The organism is Bradyrhizobium sp. BRP19 (assembly GCF_020194195.1).
GTDB lineage: Bacteria > Pseudomonadota > Alphaproteobacteria > Rhizobiales > Xanthobacteraceae > Bradyrhizobium > Bradyrhizobium yuanmingense.
Genome location: NZ_JADYVZ010000010.1, coordinates 117,832 through 141,266 on the forward strand (window position 1 = coordinate 117,832; position 23,435 = coordinate 141,266).

The 23,435-nt window shown below is 65.8% G+C and carries 18 protein-coding genes and 2 riboswitches; of the genes, 16 read left to right on the plus strand and 2 right to left on the minus strand.

Annotation, left to right across the window (positions count from 1 at the left end):
• Positions 1-37: 37 nt before the first annotated feature.
• Positions 38-257, plus strand: a riboswitch (cobalamin riboswitch).
• Positions 258-293: 36 nt separating this feature from the next.
• From I6F36_RS26400 to cobT, 3 genes are read left to right on the plus strand one after another with little or no spacing between them, the layout of a single operon-like run.
• On the plus strand, positions 294-971 hold the full coding sequence (locus tag I6F36_RS26400) for an energy-coupling factor ABC transporter permease (RefSeq protein ID WP_225111828.1): 678 nt from the start codon (positions 294-296) through the stop codon (positions 969-971).
• Positions 972-1,016: 45 nt separating this feature from the next.
• A complete protein-coding gene (gene cobF / locus I6F36_RS26405; protein WP_225141387.1) occupies positions 1,017-1,766 on the plus strand; it encodes a precorrin-6A synthase (deacetylating) in 750 nt (249 codons plus the stop codon).
• 5 nt (positions 1,767-1,771) lie between these two features.
• A complete protein-coding gene (cobT, locus tag I6F36_RS26410) occupies positions 1,772-2,824 on the plus strand; it encodes a nicotinate-nucleotide--dimethylbenzimidazole phosphoribosyltransferase (protein ID WP_225172474.1) in 1,053 nt (350 codons plus the stop codon).
• A gap of 6 nt (positions 2,825-2,830) precedes the next feature.
• Here the strand turns inward: cobT and I6F36_RS26415 are convergent, their stop codons facing one another.
• Positions 2,831-3,403, minus strand: a complete 573-nt coding sequence (locus I6F36_RS26415) for a histidine phosphatase family protein (protein ID WP_225172475.1) — start codon at positions 3,401-3,403, stop codon at positions 2,831-2,833.
• 72 nt (positions 3,404-3,475) lie between these two features.
• Positions 3,476-3,679: riboswitch (cobalamin riboswitch) on the plus strand.
• 112 nt (positions 3,680-3,791) lie between these two features.
• Here I6F36_RS26415 and I6F36_RS26420 point away from each other — a divergent pair.
• The 8 genes from I6F36_RS26420 (at position 3,792) to I6F36_RS26455 (ending at position 16,334) form a co-directional block, all read left to right on the plus strand.
• Entirely contained in the window at positions 3,792-6,149 is a 2,358-nt protein-coding gene (locus I6F36_RS26420; RefSeq protein WP_225172476.1) for a TonB-dependent receptor, read from the plus strand.
• A 12-nt stretch (positions 6,150-6,161) separates the two neighbouring features.
• On the plus strand, positions 6,162-7,598 hold the full coding sequence (locus I6F36_RS26425; protein ID WP_225172477.1) for a PepSY domain-containing protein: 1,437 nt from the start codon (positions 6,162-6,164) through the stop codon (positions 7,596-7,598).
• 463 nt (positions 7,599-8,061) lie between these two features.
• Positions 8,062-10,071, plus strand: a complete 2,010-nt coding sequence (locus tag I6F36_RS26430; protein WP_225143898.1) for a hydantoinase/oxoprolinase family protein — start codon at positions 8,062-8,064, stop codon at positions 10,069-10,071.
• Positions 10,068-11,648: a hydantoinase B/oxoprolinase family protein gene (locus tag I6F36_RS26435; protein WP_225143896.1), complete on the plus strand. Its 1,581-nt coding sequence runs from the start codon at positions 10,068-10,070 to the stop codon at positions 11,646-11,648. The genes I6F36_RS26430 and I6F36_RS26435 overlap by 4 nt, the downstream gene beginning before the upstream one ends.
• 10 nt (positions 11,649-11,658) lie before the next feature.
• Positions 11,659-12,954: an aminotransferase class III-fold pyridoxal phosphate-dependent enzyme gene (locus I6F36_RS26440; RefSeq protein ID WP_225143894.1), complete on the plus strand. Its 1,296-nt coding sequence runs from the start codon at positions 11,659-11,661 to the stop codon at positions 12,952-12,954.
• Positions 12,951-14,633, plus strand: a complete 1,683-nt coding sequence (locus I6F36_RS26445) for a long-chain-fatty-acid--CoA ligase (protein ID WP_225143892.1) — start codon at positions 12,951-12,953, stop codon at positions 14,631-14,633. The genes I6F36_RS26440 and I6F36_RS26445 overlap by 4 nt, the downstream gene beginning before the upstream one ends.
• 103 nt (positions 14,634-14,736) lie before the next feature.
• The gene (locus I6F36_RS26450) at positions 14,737-15,669 is read left to right on the plus strand and encodes an N-carbamoyl-D-amino-acid hydrolase (RefSeq protein ID WP_225143890.1); all 933 of its coding nucleotides are present in this window, start codon (positions 14,737-14,739) and stop codon (positions 15,667-15,669) included.
• 5 nt (positions 15,670-15,674) lie between these two features.
• Positions 15,675-16,334, plus strand: a complete 660-nt coding sequence (locus tag I6F36_RS26455) for a flavin reductase family protein (RefSeq protein WP_225143888.1) — start codon at positions 15,675-15,677, stop codon at positions 16,332-16,334.
• On the opposite strand, the gene I6F36_RS26460 is transcribed toward I6F36_RS26455, so the two are convergent.
• The gene (locus I6F36_RS26460) at positions 16,331-16,993 is read right to left on the minus strand and encodes an aspartate/glutamate racemase family protein (protein ID WP_036023560.1); all 663 of its coding nucleotides are present in this window, start codon (positions 16,991-16,993) and stop codon (positions 16,331-16,333) included. The two genes, I6F36_RS26455 and I6F36_RS26460, sit on opposite strands and share 4 nt — an antisense overlap.
• Before the next feature lie 56 nt (positions 16,994-17,049).
• On the opposite strand from I6F36_RS26460, the gene hydA reads away from it, so the two are divergent.
• The 5 genes from hydA to I6F36_RS26485 all read left to right on the plus strand — a co-directional run bounded on the left by hydA (position 17,050) and on the right by I6F36_RS26485 (position 23,433).
• On the plus strand, positions 17,050-18,519 hold the full coding sequence (gene hydA / locus I6F36_RS26465) for a dihydropyrimidinase (protein WP_225143886.1): 1,470 nt from the start codon (positions 17,050-17,052) through the stop codon (positions 18,517-18,519).
• 16 nt (positions 18,520-18,535) lie between these two features.
• The gene (locus I6F36_RS26470; RefSeq protein WP_225172478.1) at positions 18,536-19,510 is read left to right on the plus strand and encodes an NAD(P)-dependent oxidoreductase; all 975 of its coding nucleotides are present in this window, start codon (positions 18,536-18,538) and stop codon (positions 19,508-19,510) included.
• A gap of 1 nt (position 19,511) precedes the next feature.
• Positions 19,512-20,261, plus strand: a complete 750-nt coding sequence (locus I6F36_RS26475) for an SDR family oxidoreductase (protein WP_225128932.1) — start codon at positions 19,512-19,514, stop codon at positions 20,259-20,261.
• On the plus strand, positions 20,258-21,694 hold the full coding sequence (locus tag I6F36_RS26480; protein WP_225172479.1) for an NAD(P)-binding domain-containing protein: 1,437 nt from the start codon (positions 20,258-20,260) through the stop codon (positions 21,692-21,694). Before I6F36_RS26475 ends, I6F36_RS26480 begins: the two co-directional genes overlap by 4 nt.
• A gap of 119 nt (positions 21,695-21,813) precedes the next feature.
• Positions 21,814-23,433: an ABC transporter substrate-binding protein gene (locus I6F36_RS26485; protein ID WP_225172480.1), complete on the plus strand. Its 1,620-nt coding sequence runs from the start codon at positions 21,814-21,816 to the stop codon at positions 23,431-23,433.
• Positions 23,434-23,435 lie beyond the last annotated feature (2 nt).

A 23,435-nucleotide genomic window follows, 5' to 3' on the forward strand; every position in this document is an offset into this window, starting at 1 on the left:
GCAGCGGTTCGCCCCTTGACGCCCGCGATGCGAAAGGGGCACACAAGAGCGGCATGGTGCTCGACGCGGCGCAAAGCGCCGGAGCATAATCGGGAATGGGGATGGGCGGACCCAGTTGCGGCGCCCCAAACCCCAGCCGCCCCCGCGACTGTAAGCGGTGAGGGGCTCCGAACCGCCACTGGACCGCAAGGTCCGGGAAGGCCGGAGAACCCAGTGAACCGCGAGCCAGGAGACCGGCCGTGCACGTTTTGAGGCCAAGGCCGTCGGGTGTGACGGCGGAAAGGAATTGAGCCATGCATATCGAACCCGGGATCGTGACGGGCGCCAAGCTCGTGTTGAGTTACGCAACCGGCATCGCCGCAGGCGGCGTTGCCTTGAAGCTCGCGGTCGAGACCGTGCGCGAGCAGGGCGCCGGCTCGTTCGCGGCGCGGACACTGGCCACCACCGCTCTCGTCTTCGTCTTCTTCGAGATCCTGCCGCACTTCCCGGTTGGGGTATCAGAGGTGCACTTCATCCTCGGCTCGACCTTGTTCCTGCTCTTTGGTGCTGCGCCCGCCGCCTTCGGCCTTGCATTTGGCCTGCTGCTTCAGGGCATGCTGCTGGAGCCAGTCGATCTGCCGCAATACGGCATGAACGTCACCACGCTGCTAGTGCCGCTGTTCGCGATCCAGGCGATCGCCACGCGGATCATCCCTCGCAACACCGCCTATGTCGATTTGAAATACGGTCAGGCGCTGGCGCTTTCGACGACCTACCAGGCCGGCGTGATCGCATGGGTGGCGTTCTGGGCGCTCTATGGCTCCGGCTTTGCGATGAGCAACCTCGCCAGCGTCGGGACGTTCGCTGCCGCTTATGCGCTGGTGATCGTGATCGAACCGCTCGCCGATCTCGCGGTGCTGGCGCTGGCGAAGTCGCTGCGCGGCGTCACCGCGCCCGGCCTCGTCACCCCGCGCCTGCACAACGCGGCGTAAGAGATCAGCGATGGGCGGCCGGTGTGGCCGCCCATCGCGCTCGCGATGCTCACGCTCTCCCTGATCGGCATCGGTTGCGGCGATCCCGCGCAGCTTACGCGCGCCGCCGTTGACGCCATCAACGCCGCCGATCTCATCCTGATCCCGCGCAAGGGGACTGCGAAATCCGATCTCGCCGATCTCAGGCGAACGATCTGCGCCGGTGTGCTCACCAACAAAACGACGCGCATCGCCGAATTCGATCTTCCCGTGCGCGATGCGACCGAGGCGGACTACCGCAAGGGCGTCGACGATTGGCACGATGCGGTGGCCGCGATTTGGTCGCAGACGATAGCTGGGCATCTCGAAGATGAGGGCAAGGTCGCGCTGCTGATCTGGGGCGATCCTTCGCTCTATGATTCTTCGCTGCGCATTGCGCGGCGGCTCGATCCATTGCCGACAATCGAGGTCGTGCCTGGGATCACCTCGATCCAGGCGCTGTGCGCGGCGCATGCGCTGCCGCTCAACGACATCGGCGAGCCGTTTCTGGTCACGACGGGGCGGCGCTTGCGCGAAGGCGGCTGGCCGCAGGGCGTCGATACCGTCGTCGTGATGCTCGATGGCGGCACGGCGTTCCAATCGCTGGATCCAGAAGGCCTGCAGATCTGGTGGGGTGCCTATCTCGGCATGCCCGATCAGATCATCATGTCCGGCGCGCTGGCTGAACTGGGCGCGCGCATTGCCGCCGTGCGGCAGGACGCACGCGAGCGGCACGGCTGGATCATGGACAGCTACATCATCAAACGCAGGCGTTGAGCAGCATGCTTCCCGAATGGGTTACCCAGAACTGCCCCGAGGTCTCCGCTGTTCATCGCGAGGCGGCCATTGCGCGGCAGGCGCAACTGACGAAGCCGACCGGCGCGCTCGGCCGGCTCGAGCAGCTCGCAATCGAGCTTGCGGGCCTGCAGGCCACCGAGCAACCGCGCGCCGCGCGGGTGCCGATCATCATCTTCGCCGGCGACCACGGCATCGTCGCGCAGGGCGTGTCGGCCTATCCGCAAGCCGTCACCATCGCGATGATGACGAATTTTGCTGCCGGTGGCGCCGCGATCTCGGTGCTGGCGCGCGAGCTGGGTTCGAGCCTCGAGGTGGTCGACGCCGGCACGCTGACCGAGGCGCAGATCGCGGGAATCGTCACCGACAAGCCGCGCAGCGGCACCCGCGATTTCAGTGTCGAGGCCGCGCTCACGCCCACGGAATTGGCCTTCGCCTTCGAGGCCGGCCAGCGCGCGGTGGCGCGCGCCGAGGCCGGCCGGCCTGATCTCTTGATCTTCGGCGAGATGGGGATCGGCAACACCACGACCTCAGCAGCGATTGCTGCGAGCCTGCTCGGTGTGAGTGCCGACGAGATCGCGGGCAGCGGCACCGGCGTCGATGCGTCGGGCCGCGCGCACAAGGTGCGGGTGATCGATGCGGCGATCGCGCATCACGGCGTTGCGGGGGCGTCACCCGAAAAAATCCTGTGCGCGGTCGGCGGCCTCGAGATTGCGGCGATCTCGGGTGCGATCATCGCGGCCGCGCAACGCCGCATCCCCGTGTTGATCGACGGCTTTATCGTCTCGGTGGCGGCGCTGACGGCGGTGCGCCTCAACCCGTCCTGCCAGCCGTTCCTGTTGCCCTCGCATCAATCGGCGGAGCAGGGACATCGGCTGGTGTTGCGCGCGCTGAATGTGCAGCCGCTGATCAGCCTCGATCTCAGGCTCGGCGAGGGGTCGGGGGCGGCGATCGCGCTGCCGCTGGTGCGCTCGGCCTGCGCACTTCACAACGGTATGGCGACGTTCGCGCAGGCCAATGTGCCGGATCGGTCTTCTTGATGCGGCTCAAGCCACGCGCTGGTTGACCGACACGACGCGCCAACCGCCCGCCAGCCGGTCGATCCGGGTCAGCGACAGCGGATCGACGACGAAGCGCAGCGCGGCCTCCGGTGTGAGATCGAGCGCGATGCAGAGCGCAGCGCGTATGGTGCCGGAATGGACGACCAGTGCTGCGGAGCCTGCGCCAATCTGGGCCAGGCCCAGGCGGACGCGGGCGACCTGATCCGCAAAGCTCTCGCCGTTCGGCGGCCGTCCGTGCGCGGGATCGCGCCAGACCTGCGCGTAGGCCTCGCCGCCGGTCGCGGCGAGCTCGTCATGCCGATGACCGGTCCAGTCGCCGAAATCCTGCTCTCCGAATTCGCTGACCAGCTCCGGTTCGAGTCCCAGGGCGCGCGCCGTCTCGACCGTGCGCCGCGATGGGCTGGCATAGCCGGCGACATCCGCGGGCAAGAGGCGCCTCAGGGCCGCCAATGCAGCGTGATCGCCGAGGTCGGCCCGCGCATCGGCCGCATGGATCGTCCCGGGCACGCCCGCGACGGCCGCATGCCTGATCAACCAGAGGAAGGTCTCGCCTTCCATGCTCATCTCCAAGGAAGTTGGTTGCTGTGGCCCCAACGCCGCAACTGGCACATTGACTCTGTCTTGGTGGTAATCCTAGATGCTCGCGACGGTTTTCCCGAGAGGGAATGAAAAGGGAATGCGGTGCGGGGAAAATTGTCCCCAATGCCGCGGCTGCCCCCGCAACTGTAAGCGGTGAATCCTTCGTCACGAGCCACTGGGTCCTCGGTCCCGGGAAGGCGACGAAGCGGTCACGACCCGCGAGCCAGGAGACCTGCCGTCAGCCGTGGTCACACGCGAAGATGTCGGTCGGGGAGTACAGACATTCGGCTTCATCGGACGGCTAAGGCCGAAGGTGAAACCTCGTTCGCTGTGACGTGCCACTGACGTCATACCGAGGTTTTCACCTGTGTCTTCCATCCGTATCGCACGACCGCGCCGCGTTCTGCTGGTTTCCGCCGCGTTCACGTCCTTTGCCGCTCTTGGTCCGCCTGCCGCTCTGGCGCAGCAGGCCCGAGAGCCGCTGCCGCCCATCGAGGTGTCGCCCGCCCAGGCCCGCAAGCCGGCCAAACCGGCAGCAGGAACGGCGCAGAGCGCGCGCCGCGCGGCAGCGCGCAGGCCGGCGGCTGTATCCGCAGCGCCAAGACCCGTCACGCCGGATTCGACGCCGCAAACGCCGCTCAACTCCAACGCCGTTGCCGAAAGCGCCTCGCGGCTCGGCCTGACGGTGCGGCAGACGCCCGCGACCGTCGAAGTTGTCTCCGCCGAAACCATGCGCGAGCAGGGCTATCGCACCGTGTCCGAGGTGGCGCAGGGCGCCGTCGGCGTCACCTCCGGCGACAACCCGGCCGAACCTTCCGCCTTCTCCATGCGCGGCTTCACCAACAGCCAGATCAACACGCTCTACAACGGCATCAAGATCGGTCCGCAGAACATGACCTCGCGGATCGTGGATACCGCCAATCTGGAGGCTGTGGAATTCCTCAAGGGCCCGGCCTCGCTGATTTCGGGCGAGGGCGCCGCGGGCGGTGCCATCAACTTCGTCACCAAGCAGCCCCACACCGGACCTGTCCGTAACGATGCCAATTTCTCCTGGGATTCGCTGAACTCGTTCCGTGCCCATTACGGCTCCGGCGGCAGCACCAATGTGCAAGGCCTGGACTATCGCTTCGACATCAGCCGTTCCGCCCTCAACGGCTTTGCCGATGACACCAATGTCAAGACGTTCGGCACGTCCGGCCAGCTCAACTACCGTGTTTCCGACAGCCTCAGGATCTGGGGTGCGGTCGAATATCGTGAAGACCGCTCGAAGGCCTATTGGGGCGCGCCGCTGGTGCCGGTGGCCTTCAGCGGTTCGCATGCGACGACGGGGATCGTCTCCGGCAATTACGTCTCGAATTACAACGGAACGAATCTCGGTGCCGTCACCATCGACGACCGCACCTTCAACACCAATTACAACGTTCTCGATAACCGCAACGTGGCGCAGGAAGTGTGGCTGCGTGGCGGCTTCGAGCTGAAGCTCGCGCCTGACCTCACGCTGAAAAGTCAGGCCTATGGCTATGGCGCGGAACGAACCTGGTTCAACAACGAGATCGAGGCGTTCAATTCCACCACGAACCTGGTCGATCGCGAGCGTTTCTATGTCGCCCACAGCCAGCGGCTGGTCGGCAACATCACCGACCTGATCTGGGATACAAATATTGCGGGCTTCGACAATCGGCTCGTGACGACGCTGTCGTCGAGCTATCTCGATTTCGTCAGGCCCGGTGCGGCAAACTTTCCCGGCGATTCCGTTTCGCTGGTCGACCCCAACCGCGGTTTCTACGGCTTGCTCACGACACAGCAGCAGACCGCGCGCATCGACAACGAGGCGCTGTCATTCGAGGACCGGCTCAAGCTGACGCGCAGCTTCGCGCTGATCGGCGGCCTTCGTGTCGAGCACATCGGGCTCGACCGCAACTCGACCGACAAGAACGGTGTGGAGAAGGTGGGCTTCCCATTCAGGAAAGACTGGGCGCCGGTGACGGGCCGCATCGGCTACACCTGGGAGGCCGTTCCCGGCCTCACCTTCTTCAGCCAGTACGCCACCGGCGCCGACGTCGCAGCCAACAATATCTTCCTGCTCTCGCCCACCCAGCCGCTCGATCTGACCACCGCGCGCACCTATGAGACCGGTGTCAAGCACCTGTTCTGGGACAATCGGGCGGAGTGGTCGTTCTCGGCCTATGACATCCTGCGCAAGAACGTCTATGCGGCCGCCGGCGGCATGCAACTCAACATCGCCGGACGACAGGAGTCGAAAGGCGTCGAGCTTGCCGCCTCGATACGCCCGATCGAGCCGCTGCGGCTGTGGGGCAACATCGCCTATGTCGATGCGCGCTATGCCGACTACAATTTTGCCGGCGGCTCGTTCTCCGGCAACACGCCGCCAAACGTGCCGCGTATCGTCGCCAACGCCGGCGCGTCGTATCGCTTCTTCACACCATGGCCGGTGGAGCTTGGCATCACCGGCCGTCATGTCGGCGACCGCTACAACACCGATGCCAACGTCGTGACGATGAAGGCTTACACCGTGGCCGACGTCTACGCCTTCGTCGACATCCCCAAGACGGCGTTCAATGCGGTCGACCAGGCCCGCCTGACCTTCCGTGTCCGCAACATCACTGATAAGCGCTATGCGATCTGGGGCGATCCGTTCTATCCGGACCAGATCCTCCTGGGCGCGCCGCGCACCTACGAGATCTCGGCCGCGTTCAAATGGTGAGGCCCTGAGCGCATGATGGGCGCGATCGTCCTCACGCATCGCTGGCTCGGCATCGCGTTCTGCCTGCTGTTCGCGATGTGGTTCGCGACGGGAATCGTGATGCACTTCGTCCCGTTTCCGTCGCTGACGGAAGCGGAGCGATTTGCCGGACTTGTGCCGGTCGATCGCGACGGGACGAAGATCTCGGTCGCGGACGCCGTTGCGGCGAGCGGGATTGCCGATGCCACGCGTGTTCGGCTGATCCAGCGGAGCGATGGACCGGTCTACGTCGTCTCGGGCTCCACAGGTTCGCGAGCGGTTCGCGCCTCCGATGGAGGAGACGCGCCGGTAACATCAGCCGATGTCGCGCTCACCATCGTGCAAGCTTATTCACGTCAGCGCGGGCTCGACGCGCCGCGCGCCGCGATCGTCGCGCAGTCGGACTACGATCAGTGGAGCGTGCCGAACGGTTTTGATCGGCATCGCCCCTTGTTTCGCGCCGCTCTCGGCGATGCCCCTGGAACGGAGGTCTACGTTTCGTCGCTGACCGGCGAAGTCGTCCTGGATACGACGCGCAGCGAGCGCGCGTGGAACTGGGCCGGCAGCGTGCTGCACTGGATCTATCCGACAATTCTCCGCAGCAGCTGGGCGCTGTGGGATCGCGTGGTCTGGACGCTGTCGCTGCTGGCCCTGATCGCAGCATTGCTTGGCGCGGTGCTCGGAATCGTGCGTGTGAAAATGCGGGGACGCCAGCTCTCGTCGCCCTATCGTGGCTGGCACGCCCTGCATCACATCATCGGTCTCGTCGCGACCGTGTTTGTGCTGACCTGGATCTTCAGCGGCTGGCTGTCGATGGATCACGGCCGCCTGTTCTCGCGCGGGCAACTGACTCCGACAGAGGCCGGCGTGGTCGATGCCGCCCCGGATTGGCGAGACGCGTCGTCGCTCGATCCGCAGCCAATATCGCCGTTGGCCCGCGAGGTCGAATGGTTCGCCTTCAACGGCCATGTCTATCGGCGCGACCGGGTTGGTCTCGGCCGTCAGGCGTTGATCAGGGCAGGGGACGCGCCGCGCGATGGACCGGCGTCATACCTGGATAGGCAGGAGATCGGCGACCTGACGGCGCGCCTTGGCGCCGGCTGTGCCGCACCGCTTCTGCTCGCCGGCAACGACGGCTATCCGGCGCAATCCGCACTTCCGGGGGCTCCAGTCTACCGCACGACCTGCGGCGATCTCTGGTTCGATGTCGATGCTGCCGATGGCAAGCTGCTGCAAAGGCTGGACCCGTCGCGCCGCGTCTATCGCTGGCTCTACAGTGCGCTGCACACGCTCGACTTCCCGATTCTGCTGGCTCATGCGCGGCTGCGTGACGCTCTCATTGTCGGGCTCTGTACGCTCGGGCTGATGTTCTCCATCACCGGCATCGTCATCGGTTGGCGGCGCTTGCGGGCATGGCTGGCGAGCGCATAGCCAGTCGCGAAATCTCCGTACCCGGCGCGACCCGTTCGGCGCGCCGGGTTATCCACCAGCGGCCGGTGATGTCCTCGCTTACCGACCGTACAATAAAGAGAGGCTGAGCCGACCTGCGTGCATAGCTCTTGGTCAGTGCTGTCTCCCGCACCGCCGACCGATCGCCTGCAAATTAGACAAATGGCCTTGTGCGATCCGATTGCAGTGCAACGGGCGCTTCTATTTGCCTCGAAGAATCCAAGGGTGCGCTGCACATTTTGACTTCGCGGCCTTCTGCTCTCTGCGCGAGCAGCGCTGCACGGAAACGTGCAGCCGATGCTGCGCCGCGCAAGGCCGGTGGCTTGCTAGCGCTTTGGTTTGCGACAACTCTGACCCTATCCCGCGGCCATCGCTCTGTCGCACGCTCGCACGTGATGGCATGACAGGGAATGATGATGAACGTCACGCGTAGCTGATTGTGCAGATGAGCGATCCCGGCAATCATTGGGAGGTCGGCACCGATATCGGTGGCACCTTCACCGACATCATCGCGATCCGGCGCGATTCCGCGGAAGCGCGGATTGCGAAGGTGCCGTCGCGCCCCGACGCACCGGTGCAAGCGATGCTGGAGGCGATCGAGGCGGTCGGCCTGCGCAAGAGCGAGGTGAAGCGCTTCGTCCACGGCACCACGCGCGTGACCAACGCGATCGTCGAGAACCGGCTGCCGAAGGTGGCGCTGGTCGCGACCGAAGGCTTTGCCGACGTGCTCGAGATCGCGCGCTATCGCCGCCGAGACCTCTACCGGCTCGACATTCCGCCGAAATCGCCGCCTCTGGTGCCGCCTGAACGCTGCTTTGGGCTCGCCGAGCGCCTCGATCATGAGGGGCGGGTGCTGAAGGCGCTCGAGGAAGCGGAGGTCGAACGCCTGGTGGCGTGGCTGAAGGGGACCGGCGTGCAGAGCGTCGCAGTCGCGCTCCTTCACGCTTATGCCAATCCGGTGCATGAAAAGATGCTGGGCGAGCGGCTCAAGGATGTGGTCGCTCACGTCTCGCTCTCACACGAGGTCAACCCCGAGGCGCGCGAATATGAGCGAACCTCGGCGACCGTGTTCAACGCCGCCGCGATGCCGATCGCGGTGGAATATCTCAGCGAGCTGGAACAGCGGCTGCCGATCGGGCCCGGCCTGCAGGTGTTTCACTCCGCCGGCGCCATGGTGCCGATTTCGGCGGTGAAGCAGCGTCCGCTGGTGATGGCGATGTCGGGCCCGGCGGCCGGCGTCTCGGCGTCGGTCAGCATTGCGCGCCAGCTCGGCTGCGCGCGGATGCTGACCTTCGACATGGGCGGCACCACGACGGATGTGTGCCTGATCGTCGACGGCCAGGCCGAGATGACCGACGGCCGCATGCTCGGCGACAAGCCGCTGCGCCAGCCGATGCTCGCGGTGCACTCGATCGGTGCCGGCGGTGGATCGATCGTGCGCAACGGTCCCGGCGGGCTGACGGTCGGGCCGGAGAGCGCCGGTTCCGAGCCGGGCCCGGCCTGCTATGGCCGTGGCGGCACGGAGCCGACCATCACCGATGCCAATGCGGTGCTCGGCTATCTCAATCCTGAGACCAAGCTTGGCGACCGTATCGGCATCGACATCGCGGCCGCAAAGCGCGTCATCGCGCCGATTGCCCGCGCGCTCGGGCTGAGCCTGACGGAGACGGCGCTCGGCATCATCAAGGTCGCGAACGCGACCATGGCCCGCGCGCTCCGCCGCGTCACGGTCGAGCGCGGCATCGACGGGCGCGATTGCACGCTGCTGGCCTTCGGCGGCGGCGGCCCGATGCATGCCGCGGGCCTTGCCGATCTCTACGGCATTGCGGAGGTGGTCGTGCCCAGTGCCTCGAGCGCATTCTCGGCGCTGGGCTGCCTCACCGCCGATTTCAGCTTCCTGCAGCAGCAGACCCTTCGCGCCGCCCTCGACGGCATCGATCTCGCCCGCGCCTCGGAACGGATCGAGGCCCTGATTGCCGATGCCTCGGCGCCGCTTCTCGCCAACAATGTTGCGAAGGCCGAGATCCAGGTCGAGCCGGTGGCCTTGATGCGCTACGCGGCGCAGAACGACGCCATTCCGGTATCCTTCACGCTGCCGCTCGACGTCGCCAGGCTGAAGCAGGACTTCCTGACGCGGCATCATGAGCTGTTCGGCTATGCGACCGGCGAGCCCTGCGTCATCGAATCGGTGCGGGTGCAGGCGCGTCGCCCGTCGACGACAATTGTCAGCCGGCCGGCGACTGCGGCGAGGGCAGTGTCTATGAGCACGCGCACCTGCTCGTTCGACGGCTTCCACGATATCGCAACCGAGATCGTCGACCGCGCCTCGCTCACCGAGACCATCAATGGTCCCGCCATCATCGAAGACGCCTGGTCGACAGTGGTGGTGCCGCCGGGCTGGCAGGCAAAGCCCGATACATCAGGCAATTTGTTCCTGACGCGGAGGGCGGCATGAAGCTCGATCCGTTCGTCGTCGAGGTCATCAGGCACGGGCTCTCCGCCGCGGCCGAGGAGATGAGCCTCGTCATGACGCGCTCGGCGCGCTCGCCGCTCTTGCGCGAGGCGGGCGACCTCTCGTCGGCGATCACCGACGGCCACGGCGGCCTGGTCGGGCAGGGCCGCGACATTCCGATTCATCTCGGCGCGATGGCCTACACCATCCCCGAACTCTTGAAGGTGATGCCGCGCGATGGCCTGAACGACGGCGACGTCGTCATCTACAATGTCGGCGCGCTCGGCGGCAATCATCTCAACGACGTCAAGGTCGTGCGTCCCGTCTTCTTCGACGGCGAGATCGTCGCCTTTGCAGTCAGCCTCGCGCATTGGCCAGACATCGGCGGCACCTGGCCTGGCAGCTATTTCGCCAAGGCGGTCGATACGTTCCAGGAGGCGATGCGGATTCCGCCGGTGCTGATCGCAACCGCAGCCGGCCTCAACGCGCCGATCGTGCAGCTGCTCAAGGCCAATGTCCGCGATGCCGAATCCTGCGAGGGCGACCTTCTTGCCCAGATCGCGGCGACCAAGGCCGGCGAGAAGCGCATCGTCGAGCTCTGCCGCGAGCATGGCAAAGCGGTCTTCATGGCGGCGCAGTCGCGCCTGCACGACCTCTCCGAAATCGAGATGCGGGAAGCGCTGCGCGATCTGCCGGATGGCATCTATGAGGGCGAGGATTATCTCGACGACGGCAGCGCGAACAACGCGCCGGCGCGCATCCATGTCAAGATCACCATCCGCGGTGACGAAGCGACCTTCGACCTTTCCGGAAGTTGCGACCGCGTCTCCAATTTCTGCAACACGACGCCATTCATGGCGCGCTCGGCGGTCGCCTATGCCGCGCGCATCATGAGTGGGCGCGACATGCAGCAGAATGCCGGCGCGCTGCGGCCGCTGACCATCATCACGCGCCCGGGCTCGATCCTCGAGCCCGGCTGGACCGCCTCCGTTGCCGCCGGCAATCACGAGACCTCCATGCGCATCGTCGATGCGATTTTCCGTGCCATGCAGGACACCATTCCCGAGCGCCTGTCCGCGGGCGGTGCGACCACCGCGGGTGTGCTGTTCTTCGCCGAGCCGCGGCCGAACGGGTCGTGGAAGATGCTCTATGAAGTCCATGGCGGTGGCGAAGGCGCGCGGCACGATCGGGCCGGCACGTCCGCGACCCGCGTGCATCTGTCCAACACCTCGAACACGCCGGTCGAGGTGATCGAGGCGAATTACGCGATCCGGCTCGAGCAGCAGGCCATCCGCCGGAATTCCGGCGGCGCGGGCGCGCATCGCGGCGGTGACGGCTCGGTCCGCACCTACCGCATCCTGGCGCCCTCGATGCACCTGACCACCTGCGTCGAACGCATGGTGATGGCGCCGTGGGGCATGCAGGGCGGCTCTCCCGGCAAGGCCTGCCGCATCTCGCTGGTCCGGCAGGGCGCCAACGTCGCCATCGACGGCAAGTCGAACCTGGTGTTGCAGCAAGGTGATCTCGTCACGATCGAGATGTGCGGTGGCGGTGGCTACGGCGCCGTTCCGGCGGAGTGAGGCAGTGGCGATGAGCAGATTGTTGCGAACTGGGCTGAATGCGGGCGAGGCTGCGCCGATGGCCGTGGTCGGCGGCGAGGGCGTCTACTTTCACCTTGCGGACGGCCGCAAGCTGATCGACGGCAGCAACACCGGAGGCGGTCTCGGCCATCGCCATCCCGCCATGGTGGAGGCGATCCGCCGTGCGGCCGATACGCCCGTCGTCAACGAGGGGTGGACCTGGGTCGGCCGCGAGCAGGCCGCCGACGATCTGATGGCCACCGCCTTCAAGGGCGAAGAGGACTGGGTCGGCGCGGTGCGCTTCTGCATCAGCGGCAGCGAGGCCAATGACATGGCGCTGTCGCTCTGCCAGGCGCTGACGCAGCGCTCGGCGCTGGCAACGCGCGAGCGCGCCTATCACGGCATCACTGGGCTGTCGCGCAGCATGACGGTGCAGCCGCAATGGCACGGTGGCCTCGCGGTGCACGCCGGCGGCTCGAAACTACCGGCACCCATGGCGCCGGTGCGGATCCTGCCGGCGCCGGATGGGGCGATCTATGGCGCGCCGGCCAACAACACCCCGCCCAGCGAATATCTCGCGGACGCCCCGCGCCTGCTCTCGGACACGGCGGCGACGATCATCGACTACACGCAAGGCGGCATCTATTACGACGGCGCCTATCAGGATGAAGTGGCAAAGCGCGCGCGGCAGGCCGGCTCGTACTGGATCGCGGACGAGGTCGTCACGGGCGCCGGCCGCGCGGGCCGCTGGCTCGCGTTCCAGGGCGCGCAGAGCCGGCCCGATATCGTGACGCTCGGAAAGTCGCTCGGCGGCGGCGCGGCGGCCGTTGCCGCTGTCGTGGTGTCCAAAGACATCGTCGAGCGGCTGAAGGGCACGAGCTGGCAGAACTACGGCACGCTGCGTGGCCATCCGATTAGCATGGCGGCGGTGAGCGCTTATCTGAAGGTCATCAGTGAGGACAGGATTCTGGACCACGTGCAGAATCTGGAGAAGCTGTTCACCCGCCGCCTCCTCGCAATAGCGCAAAAGCACCCCAGCGTGCAGCGCGTGGCCGGGCAGGGGCTGCACTGGACGGTGGAGCTGCATGGCCCGGATTGGCGCAGCTGGCATGCCGACACCACCGAGGTGCCGATCGCTTCGCGCGTCGCGGAGCGCGCACTGGAAGCCGGAGCCGTGATCGGCACCAGCGGCGAGCAGACCTCGCTGTTCCTGGCGCCGCCGCTGGTGATCTCCGAGCGCGAGGCGACGCTGCTGCTCGATGCGCTCGACCACGGCCTCGAAATTGCCGATAAGGAGCACGGGTGATCGCGGACCACGCAGCACCTCGTCGTTCGCCGGCCTGGCCGGCGGATGAGCCGTGGCATCTCGCGATGCCGGAGGGGACGCTCTACGACGCGCTGGCGCGCGCTGCAGGTGAACGGCCAACGCATCCGGCCACAATGTTCTACGGGGCGAGCCTGAGCTACGCCGAGCTGCGCGACCGGGTCGATGCCATGGCCGGCTTTCTGCAAGGCGTTTGCGGAGTGAAGCGCGGCGACCGCGTCATGATCGCGCTGCAGAATTCGCCGCAATACGTCATCGCTTACTATGCGACGATGCGGGCGAACGCCGTGATCGTGCCGGTCAATCCCATGAACAAGACCGCCGAGATCGCGTATCTCGCCGTGGACAGCGGCGCCAGGGTTGCAATCATCGGCAGCGAGCTAAGCGATGTGTTTGCACCGCTGGTGGGCGAGGCGATTACGCATGCGATTGTCGCGCAGTACCGCGACGAAGTTCCAGCCGCGACGCCCTACACACTGCCATCATGCGTGACCGAAGCGCCGTTGGAGCCGCCGTCATCGCCGGGCTGGTATTCGTGGTCGCCCGCGATAGTGCAGGGCCTGCAGCCGGGTGCGATGGAGGCGGGGCCGGACGATCTCATGATCCTGCCCTACACGTCCGGCACGACGGGTAAGCCCAAGGCGTGCATGCACACCCATCGCAGCGCGCTGTTCACCGCCGTGTTGCAAGCGCGCTGGTATGGGCTCAATGGCAGCGACGTGATGACCGGCTTCATGCCGCTGTTCCATGTCGCGGGCATGCAGGGCTCGATGAATGCCGCCATCGTCTCCGGCGCCACGCTGCTGCTGATGGCGCGTTGGGACAAGGATCTGCTGCCGGATTTGTTCGAGACCTATGGCGTCACGTTCTGGAACGCTGCGCCGACCATGATCGTGGATGTGCTCGCCAGCGCCAGCTTGCGCGACAAATGTTTTGCGAAGCTCAAGGTGCTGACTGGTGGCGGCGCGGCGATGCCGACAGCCGTCGCGGAACGGCTGAAGGGGCGGTTTGGGCTCGATTTCGTCGAGGGCTACGGCATGACCGAGACGATGTCTCCGACGCACCTCAATCCGATGGCGGCGCCGAAGCGGCAGTGCCTCGGCATCGCCGTGCACGAGACCGACGCCAGGGTGATCGATCCCGAGAGCCTGATCGAGCTCGACGACAATGTCGTCGGCGAGATCATCGTGCACGGGCCGCAGGTGCTGCAGGGTTACTGGAACAGGCCGGAGGCGGATGCCGAAGCCTTCATCGAACGGGACGGCAAGCGGTTCCTGCGCACGGGCGATCTCGGCTACCGCGATGCCGACGGCTATTTCTTCGCCGTCGACCGCCTCAAGCGCATGATCAATGTCAGCGGCTTCAAGGTGTGGCCGGCCGAGGTCGAGGCGACGATGTACCAGAACCGCGCCATCCGGGAATGCTGCATCGTTTCCGCGCCGGACGGCTATCGCGGTGAGACCGTCAAGGCGCTGGTGGTGCTCGATGACGCCGCGCGCGCGACGACGTCGGAGGGCGACATCGTCGGCTGGGCGCGCAGCGCGATGGCGAGCTACAAGGCGCCGCGCGCCGTCGTCTTCGTCGAGTCCCTGCCGCGCACCGCCAGCAACAAGATCAACTGGCGGCTGTTGCAGGATGCCGAATGGGGGCGGACGGCATGAAAGCTGCTTGGCTGGAATATCGGCACGGAGCCGCGTTATGCTCGGCGCTGCGGAAGATCCTGCAAGCCGACGCTTCCCCCCAGACATCACCAGGAACTCGCTGATGCGCATCGTCAATGTCGCCGCCGCCCAGATGGGCCCGATTCAGAAAGCCGACAGCCGCGAGGCGGTGGTCAAGCGCATGATCGCGCTGATGGACGAAGCCAAGAGCAAGGGTGCCGACCTGATCGTCTATCCCGAGCTGGCGCTGACGACGTTCTTCCCGCGCTGGTACGTCGAGGACCGCGCCGAGTTCGACATCTGGTTCGAGCGCGAAATGCCGAACGCGGCGACCAGGCCGCTGTTCGAGCGCGCGGCGCAGCACGGAATGGCGATGAATTTCGGCTATGCCGAGCTGACGCCCGATGGCCACCACTTCAACACCGCGATCCTGACCGACAGAACCGGCAGGATCGTCGGCAAATACCGCAAGGTACATCTGCCTGGCCATGTGGAATACGACAGCAAGCGCTCGCATCAGCACCTGGAGAAGCGTTATTTCGAGCCGGGCGATCTCGGCTTCAAGGTCTGGCGCGAGCTCGGCGGCATCATCGGCATGGCGATCTGTAACGATCGCCGCTGGCCCGAGACCTATCGCGTCATGGGCCTGCAGGGCGTCGAGATGGTTCTGATCGGCTACAACACGCCGTCCGTGAATGCGGAGAAGAGCGAGGAGGGCGTCGAGAAGCGCCTGTTCCACAACCGCCTTTCGGTGCAGGCCGGCGCCTATCAGAACGCGACCTGGGTGGTCGCCGTCGCCAAGGCCGGCGTCGAGGACGGTCATCCCCTGTTCGGCGGCAGCCTGATCGTCGATCCCAATGGCGAGATCGTTGCCGAGGCCAAGACGGATGACGACGAGGTGCTGGTCCATGCCTGCGACCTCGATGCGACGGCGTTCGGCAAGACCACCATCTTCGATTTCGCCCGGCATCGCCGCATCGAGCATTACGGTCTGATCACCAGCCAGACCGGCGCGGTGCCGCCGCCGGAGACGTGACGCCGATGGCTGACAAGGGCATATCCTTGCGTGAACTCGATCCGCGCGATCGCTACAAGCTGCTTTGCGGCGTGGTGGTGCCGCGGCCGATCGCGCTGGTGACGACGCTGGATGAGAACGGGGCGGCGAATGCCGCGCCATTCAGCTTCTTCAACGTGTTCTCCGAAAGTCCCGCGCTGATCGTGCTCGGCCTGCAGCACAAGCCGGATCACTCGCCGAAGGACACCACCCGCAACATCCATCGCGACGGCGAGTTCGTGGTGCACATGGTGGACGAGGCGCTGTCGGTCGCGATGAACGACTGCGCGGTCGATTTCCCCTCCGGAGACAGCGAGGTCGCCGCGACCGGCCTGGCGACGCTACCTTCGGTCGACGTGAAGGTGCCGCGTCTCGCCGCGGCGCCCTTCGCGCTGGAATGCCGGCGCCATGTCGTGATGACCTTCTCGCCCGATCGCGAGCTCCTGGTCGGCGAGGTCTTGCGGGTTCACGCCCGCGAGGGGCTAGTCGACACCGCCAACATGTATGTCGATCTCGACGCTTACCGGCCGATTGGCCGCATGTTCGGCAATCTCTACACCACGCAGCGGGATACGTTTGCCCTTGTCCGCGAGAGCCATGCGCAATGGCTCGCGCGCCAGGACACCAACGAGCTGAAGGACGCCTAGTGAGCCGAGAACTGCACCGTACCCAGCGCCATGCTGACGGCCGCCTGTGTCGGGTCGATGACGGGAATCCGCAGCGCGTCTTCCAGCGCACGGCGGTGGCGGGCCATGCCGGCGCAGCCCATCACGATGGCACGGGCGCCGTCCTCGTCGCGCAGCGCGCGGCCGACCTCGATCATCTTGGCGAGTGTACCTTCGCCCGAAGCGGTTTCGGCGACGCTCATGTTCAGCGGCCGCTCGCCGGAAAAGCGGTCGGTCAGGCCCATCTGCCTGAGATAGCGCATGTGACGCGGGATCGAACGCTGGGCGATCGCGATGACGCCAAAAGTCTCCGCGCGGGAAAGCGCCGTCAGCACGCCGCACTCGGCGATGCCGAACACGGGGCGGTCGGTGCCTTCCCGGCAAACTTGCAGCCCGGGATCGCTGTAGCAGGCGATGACGAAGGCGGCCGAGCTGTTGTCGCTTTCGACCAGCTTTCGCAGTGGGATCGCAACGCTGTCTGCGTCCGCCTGGCTTTCAATGCCGAACGGACCTTCGGCCAGCGTCTGGCAGACCACTTCCGGCCCGCCCTCGAAATCGAGCGGCTTCAACGCATCCTCCAGCCCCTGCGTGACCTTGTGGTTGGAGTTCGGGTTGATGACGAGAATGCGCGGCCGGGACATGATGATCTTCCTGCGAGATTTAGCGAACGTACCTTGAGCCTATCACGGAGTGCCTCATGACTGAACCCGCTTACGACATGATCATCCGCGGCGGCCGCGTCGCCACCACCACAGACGTCTTCGAGGCCGACGTCGCCATCTCCGGCGAGACCATTGCGGCCATCGGCCGCGGGCTTCCGCCCGCAAAGCGCGAGATCGACGCGCGCGGCAAGCTGGTGCTGCCCGGCGGCGTCGACAGCCACGCGCATATCGAGCAGCTGTCGGCCGCCGGCATCATGAACGCCGACACGTTCGAGAGCGCGACCGTCTCTGCCGCTTTCGGCGGCACCACCACGGTGATTCCGTTCGCGGCTCAACATGTCGGCATGAAGCTGCCTGAGGTCGTCGCGGACTATCACGCCCTGGCGAAGAAGGGTGCGGTGATCGACTACGCCTTTCACATGATCATTGCGGACGCGACCAAGGAGACGGTCGAGGAACACATTCCCGCGCTGGTGAAGCAGGGCCATGCCTCGATCAAGATCTTCATGACCTATGACCGCCTCAAGGTCGATGACGAGCCGCTGCTCGACATCCTGCTCGCGGCGCGTCAGTCCGGCGCGATGTTATGCGCCCATGCCGAGAACCACGGCATCATCGCCTGGATGGTGAAGCGGCTGCTGTCGCGCGGCTACACCATGCCGAAATACCACGCCGTCAGCCACGCCCGCGTGTCGGAAGCCGAGGCCTTCACCCGGCTGATCGGCATGGCGGCGTTGATCGACCAGCCGATCATGATCTTCCATGTCTCGACCGCCGAAGGCGCCAAGGTGATCCGCGACTCGCGCGGGCAGGGGCTCAAGGTCTTTGCCGAGACCTGTCCGCAATACCTGTTCCTGACCGCCGCTGATCTCGACAAGCCCGGCGCGGAAGGCGCCAAATGGATGTGCAGCCCGCCGCCGCGCTCGCATGCCGACCAGAAGGCGCTGTGGCAGGCGCTCTCGCTCGGCGATCTCCAGACCATCTCGTCGGACCACGCGCCGTATCGCTATGACGAGACCGGCAAGCTGCGCGCCGGCCCCAATCCCACCTTCAAGCAGGTCGCCAACGGCCTGCCGGGCCTGGAGCTGCGGCTGCCGCTGTTGTTCGACGCGATGGTGTCGAAGGGCCGGCTGGGCCTGGAGAAATTCGTCGAGCTGACCGCGACCGCGCCCGCAAAGATCTACAACCTGCATCCGCGCAAGGGCTCGATCGCCGTCGGCGCCGACGCCGATATCGCGATCTGGGATCCCAACCGCGAGGTCACCATCGCCGACGAGATGATGCACGACCTCGCCGGCTACACGCCGTTTGCGGGGCGCAAGCTGAAGGGCTGGCCGGTGTCGGTGCTGTCGCGCGGCCGCGTGATCATCGAGGGCGACAAGTGCCTCGCAAGCGCCGGCAGCGGAAAATTCCTGGCGCGCAGCGGCGGCGAGGCGGCCACGCCGACCGGTCGGCTCGTTGCCGACATGGATCCGGAGCGGAATTTCGGAGCAAACCTGCTGTGACGGCGGATCGCGCGCGATGAGGATCGTTATCTTCGGCGGCACCGGCTTTGTCGGCCTCAATCTCGCCGAGGTGCTGCTCGCGCGCGGGCATGAGGTGACGCTGTATGATCGTAAGCAACTGCCGGCTGGAGCGGAGCGATCCTTTGCCGACTACCGGGAGCGGCTCACGATTATTCAGGGCGAGATCTCGGACGTCGAGAGGATCGAAACGCTTGTAAAGCAGGGCTTTGACGCGATTGTCCTTGGCGCTGCCATAACTGCCGGGGATCAGCTCGAGCGGTCCACGACCTCGAGCATTCTCGAGATCAATGTGATGGCTCAGTTCCCGATTCTGAGCGCTGCGATCCGCCGCGGTGTTCGGCGTGTGATCAATCTGTCGTCAGCATCTGCCTATGGAGCCGCGGGGCAACGCTATCCGATATTGGACGAGGAGACGCCGTGCGATCCCGTCTCCTTCTACGCCGTCAGCAAATTCACGTCAGAGAGATCCGTGGCGCGGCTTGCCGAGTTGTGGGGAGGCGATTTTCTGAGTGTGCGCTTAAGCGCAGTGTTCGGTCCGTGGGAACGCATCGGGAAGGTGCGCGATACGCCCAGCCTCCAGTTCCAGATCCTTGCTGCATTCGCTCGCGGCGAACCGGCGCTGCTGCCGGCGCCAGGCATCAAGGATTGGACCTACGCGCCGGACGCTGCCGAGGCCGTGGCTGTGCTGATCGAAGCTGAGCGACCGCGCCACCGGCTCTACAATATCTCCAGCGGCGCGGCCTGGTCGGCGCTGCAATGGGGCGAGGCTTTTGCGGCCCTGCATCCCGGGCTGGAGTGTCGGCTGGCGGAGCCGGGCGAGAAGACCTTCATCAAGCTTCATGGGGGCGATCGCGCGCCGCTCTCAGTGACGCGAATGGCCGACGAATTCGGCTGGCGCGCGCGGTTCGGCTGTGCGGAGTCAGCTGCCGCGATGAGCGCCTGGTGGATGCAGTACAGGGAGGGGATCTGAGATGCGGCTGCAGGGGCGCACGGCCATCATTACCGGCGCAGGCTCGGGCATCGGCCGCGCCAGCGCAAAACTGTTCGCGGAGGAGGGCGCGCGCCTTGCTTTGGTCGATCGTGACGCCGCGGGCCTCGAGGAAACGCTGAGCCTTATCGGCGAAGCGACGACGCATATCGGCGACGTCGGCGATGGCGCATTCGCCGAAACCGTCGTCGGCGACGTCGTGGCCCGGCATGGCCGGCTCGATATTCTCATGACGGCGGCTGGCTTCTCCTGTGGTGGCACGGTGCTGACGACGAGCCTGGACGACTGGGATGCGGTGTTCCGCGCCAATGTCGGCGGCACCTGGCTGTGGGCGCGGGCCGCGGTGCCGCAGATGCAGCGGCAGAACAGCGGCTCGATCATCACGCTGGCATCGCAGCTCGCCATTGCCGGCGGCAAGGGTAACAGCGCCTATATCGCCGCCAAGGGCGCGATCGTCAGCCTGACGCGCACCATGGCGGTGGATTTCGCCGCCGACGGCATCCGCGTCAACGCGATCGCTCCCGGTGCGATCGACACGCCGATGCTTCGCCGCAGCTTTGCCCGCCACGCCAATTCGGACGAGGTGCGCGAGGCCTCGCGCAACCGCCACGCCATGAAGCGCTTCGGCGTGCCTGAGGAGATCGCGCAAACCGCACTGCATCTCGCGAGCGATGCTTCGTCGTTCACGACCGGCACCGTGATGGTGGTCGACGGAGGCTGGCTCGCGGCATGAGTGAGACGCTGACCCAGCTCGAAGCCGACATTCACGCCGATCTCGCTCGGATCGCGCATCCCGGCGCGGCGTGGCTCGAACCGAAAGCGGGGCCAGACGGCAAGCCGGCGCTGGATGTTCTCATCATCGGCGCCGGCCAGTCCGGCATCGCCATCGGCTTCGGCCTGCTGCGCTCGCGCGTCAGCAACATCCTGCTGATCGACAAGGCCGAAGAGGGCAAGGAGGGCCCGTGGCTCACCTACGCCCGGATGCCGACGCTCCGCAGCCCGAAGGACTACACCGGGCCCGACCTCGACATCCCCGGCCTGACGTACCAGTCCTGGCACGAGGCCCGCTTCGGCAAGGCGAGCTGGCAGGAGCTCGGCCTGATCGCGCGCGAGCATTGGGCGGAGTATCTGCTCTGGCTGCGGCGCACGGTCGGCTTGCCGGTGCGCAACGCTTGCGAGCTCAAGGAGATCGCGCCGGCGGCTGACGGCCTGCTCGCTGCGCGCGTGAAACGGGCAGGAGAGGTCGAAACGCTCTATGCGCGGAAGATCGTGCTTGCGACAGGGCAGGAGGGCATGGGCGGCTGGATGATTCCGGAGCAGCTGGTGCATCTGCCGGCGAGCTCTGTTGCAACCGTCGCCGACGACATCGATTTCGAAAGCCTGCGCGGCAAGCGCGTCGCCGTGATCGGTGCCGGCGCCTCCGCTTTCGACAATGCGGCGACTGCGCTGGAGGCCGGTGCCGCTGAAGTGCGCCTGCTGTGCCGACGCGCTCAGATCCAGGTGATCCAGCCCTATCGCTGGCTGACCTTTCGCGGCTTCCTGCGCCATCTCAGCGATCTCGACGATGCCTGGCGCTGGCGCTTCATGCGCAAGATCCTCGAGATGCGGGAAGGATTTCCGCAGCCGACCTATGACCGCTGCGCGCATCACGCCAACTTCACACTGCACGAGGGCGCGCCGGTCGAAGCCACGCGCAAGACCGATAACGGCGTTGAACTCCAGACGCCGCGCGGCGCCATCACCGCCGATTTCGTCATCTGCGGCACCGGCATCGACATGGACTTTGCCGGCCGCGGCGAGCTCGCCCAATGTGCCGCCAACATCGCGACCTGGGCCGACCGCTACCAGCCGCCGGAAGACGAACGCAACGAACGGCTCGGCCGCTTTCCCTATCTCGCCGACGACTATGCCTTCACCGAGCGCGAGCCGGGAATGACGCCGTGGATCGCCGACATCCATCTGTTCGCCATCGCCTCGACCATGAGCTTCGGTCCGTCGGGATCGTCGATCAATGCGATGACGACCGCCGTTCCAAAGCTGGTCCACGGCCTGACGCGCGGCCTGTTTCGCGCCGATGTCGAACGGCACTGGGATTCGCTCAGCGCCTATGACGTGCCGCAGGCCGTGGTGACGCGTCATGCGCGAGAAATGGGGGAATCGCTGTGATCACCCATGCGCCGTCGCGACCTCGCGTCCCTCGAAATGTCCGATCGGACTGGCGCGCAACTTGCTTCCTTCTGAACCTGCCTTGCTGGCGTTCTCGTTCGAAATTCAGGGAAAAACCAATGCGTTTTGTGTCTTTCAGACTGGCGACCTCAGTTCTCGCCACCACTGCGCTGCTGCTCATCGCCACTGCGCCGTCGCAAGCGCAAACCAGGGCAGAGACCTTGCGCTACGTCACCGGCGCCTCCGTCAACACGCTCGATCCCAACATCCCCGGCTCGACCCGCGAATCCTTCGCGTTGAGCATGAGCACCTATGACAGGCTGGTGGCATTCGGCCGCAAGCAGCTCAACGGCAAATGGGTGTTCGACCTCGACACGATCACCGGCGAGCTCGCCGAATCCTATGACGTCAGTCCCGACGGCCTTAAGATCACCTTCCGCCTGCGCAAGGATGCAAAGTTCCAGGACGGCTCGCCGGTCACGGCCGAGGATGTCAAGTGGTCGCTCGACCGCTGCGTCACCGCGCCGATCCTCGGCAAGGCGCAGCTGCTGACGGGCTCGCTGACGTCGGCCGATCAGTTCAAGGTGATCGATCCCCTCACCATCGAGGTGACGCTTCCAAAACCCGACAAGCTTGCGCTGCCTAATCTTGCCACCGTCTACCCGATGATCATCAACTCGAAAGTGGCAAAAGAGCACGCGACGGCTGACGATCCCTGGGCCACGGCCTGGCTGAAGGAGCACACCGCTGGCAGCGGCGCCTATGCGGTCGAGAGCTTCAAGCCGGGCGAGCAGGTGATCATCAAGCGCAACGAGGCCTGGAACCGCGGATCGCCCGGCAAGCCGGCGTTCTTCAAGCGCGTCATCGTGCAATCGGTGCCGGAGCCGGCGACCCGCGCCAACCTCGTCGAGCGCGGCGATGCCGATCTCGTGCTCGACCTGCAGGCCAGCGACGTGCAGTCGCTGGAGGCCAAGGGCAAGCTCAAGGTAATCTCGACGCCGCAATACAACGCGGTCACCTACGTCTCGATGAACAACCAGATCCCGCCCTTCGACAACGTCAATGTCCGCCGCGCCATCGCTTCCGCGCTGCCCTATGAGGACATGTTCAAGGCGGCCCTGTTCGGCCGCGGCGCGCCGCTGTTCGGCGCGACTTGGCCGGACGGCAAGCCGGCGAACGGCATCTATCCGTTCCAGCAGCCGGTGAAGATGGATCTCGACAAGGCCAGGGAATACCTCAAGGCTGCAGGTCTGCCCGAAGGCTTCTCGACTACCTTCAGCTTCAATGTCGGCCAGGCCGCGACGGCCGAGCCGATGGCCGCCCTCGTCAAGGAGTCTCTTGGCAAGATCGGCATCAAGGTCGACATCCAGAAGCTGCCGGACGCGCAGATGTCGACGCAGATCAACGAGAAGAAGCTGCCGTTCTTCACCGAAGGCATCGTCGCCTGGCTGCCGTCGACCGACTATTTCTACCGCAACTTCTACACCGGCACTCAGCGCTGGAATTACTCTTCGATCAACAATCCGGACCTTGCCGCGATTGCGCAGGAGGCCCGCTTCGAGCCGGATAAGGCCAAGTACGAGGAAGCCGGCCGCAAGCTCAACGCGATGCATGTCGACCTGATGCCGCAGATCATGCTGTGGCAGCCCAATCAGGACGCGGTGATGGCGCCGTCGATCGAAGGCTACACCTATGAGTTCCACCGCCAGGTGGATTATCGCGATGTCAGCCGTAAGTGACA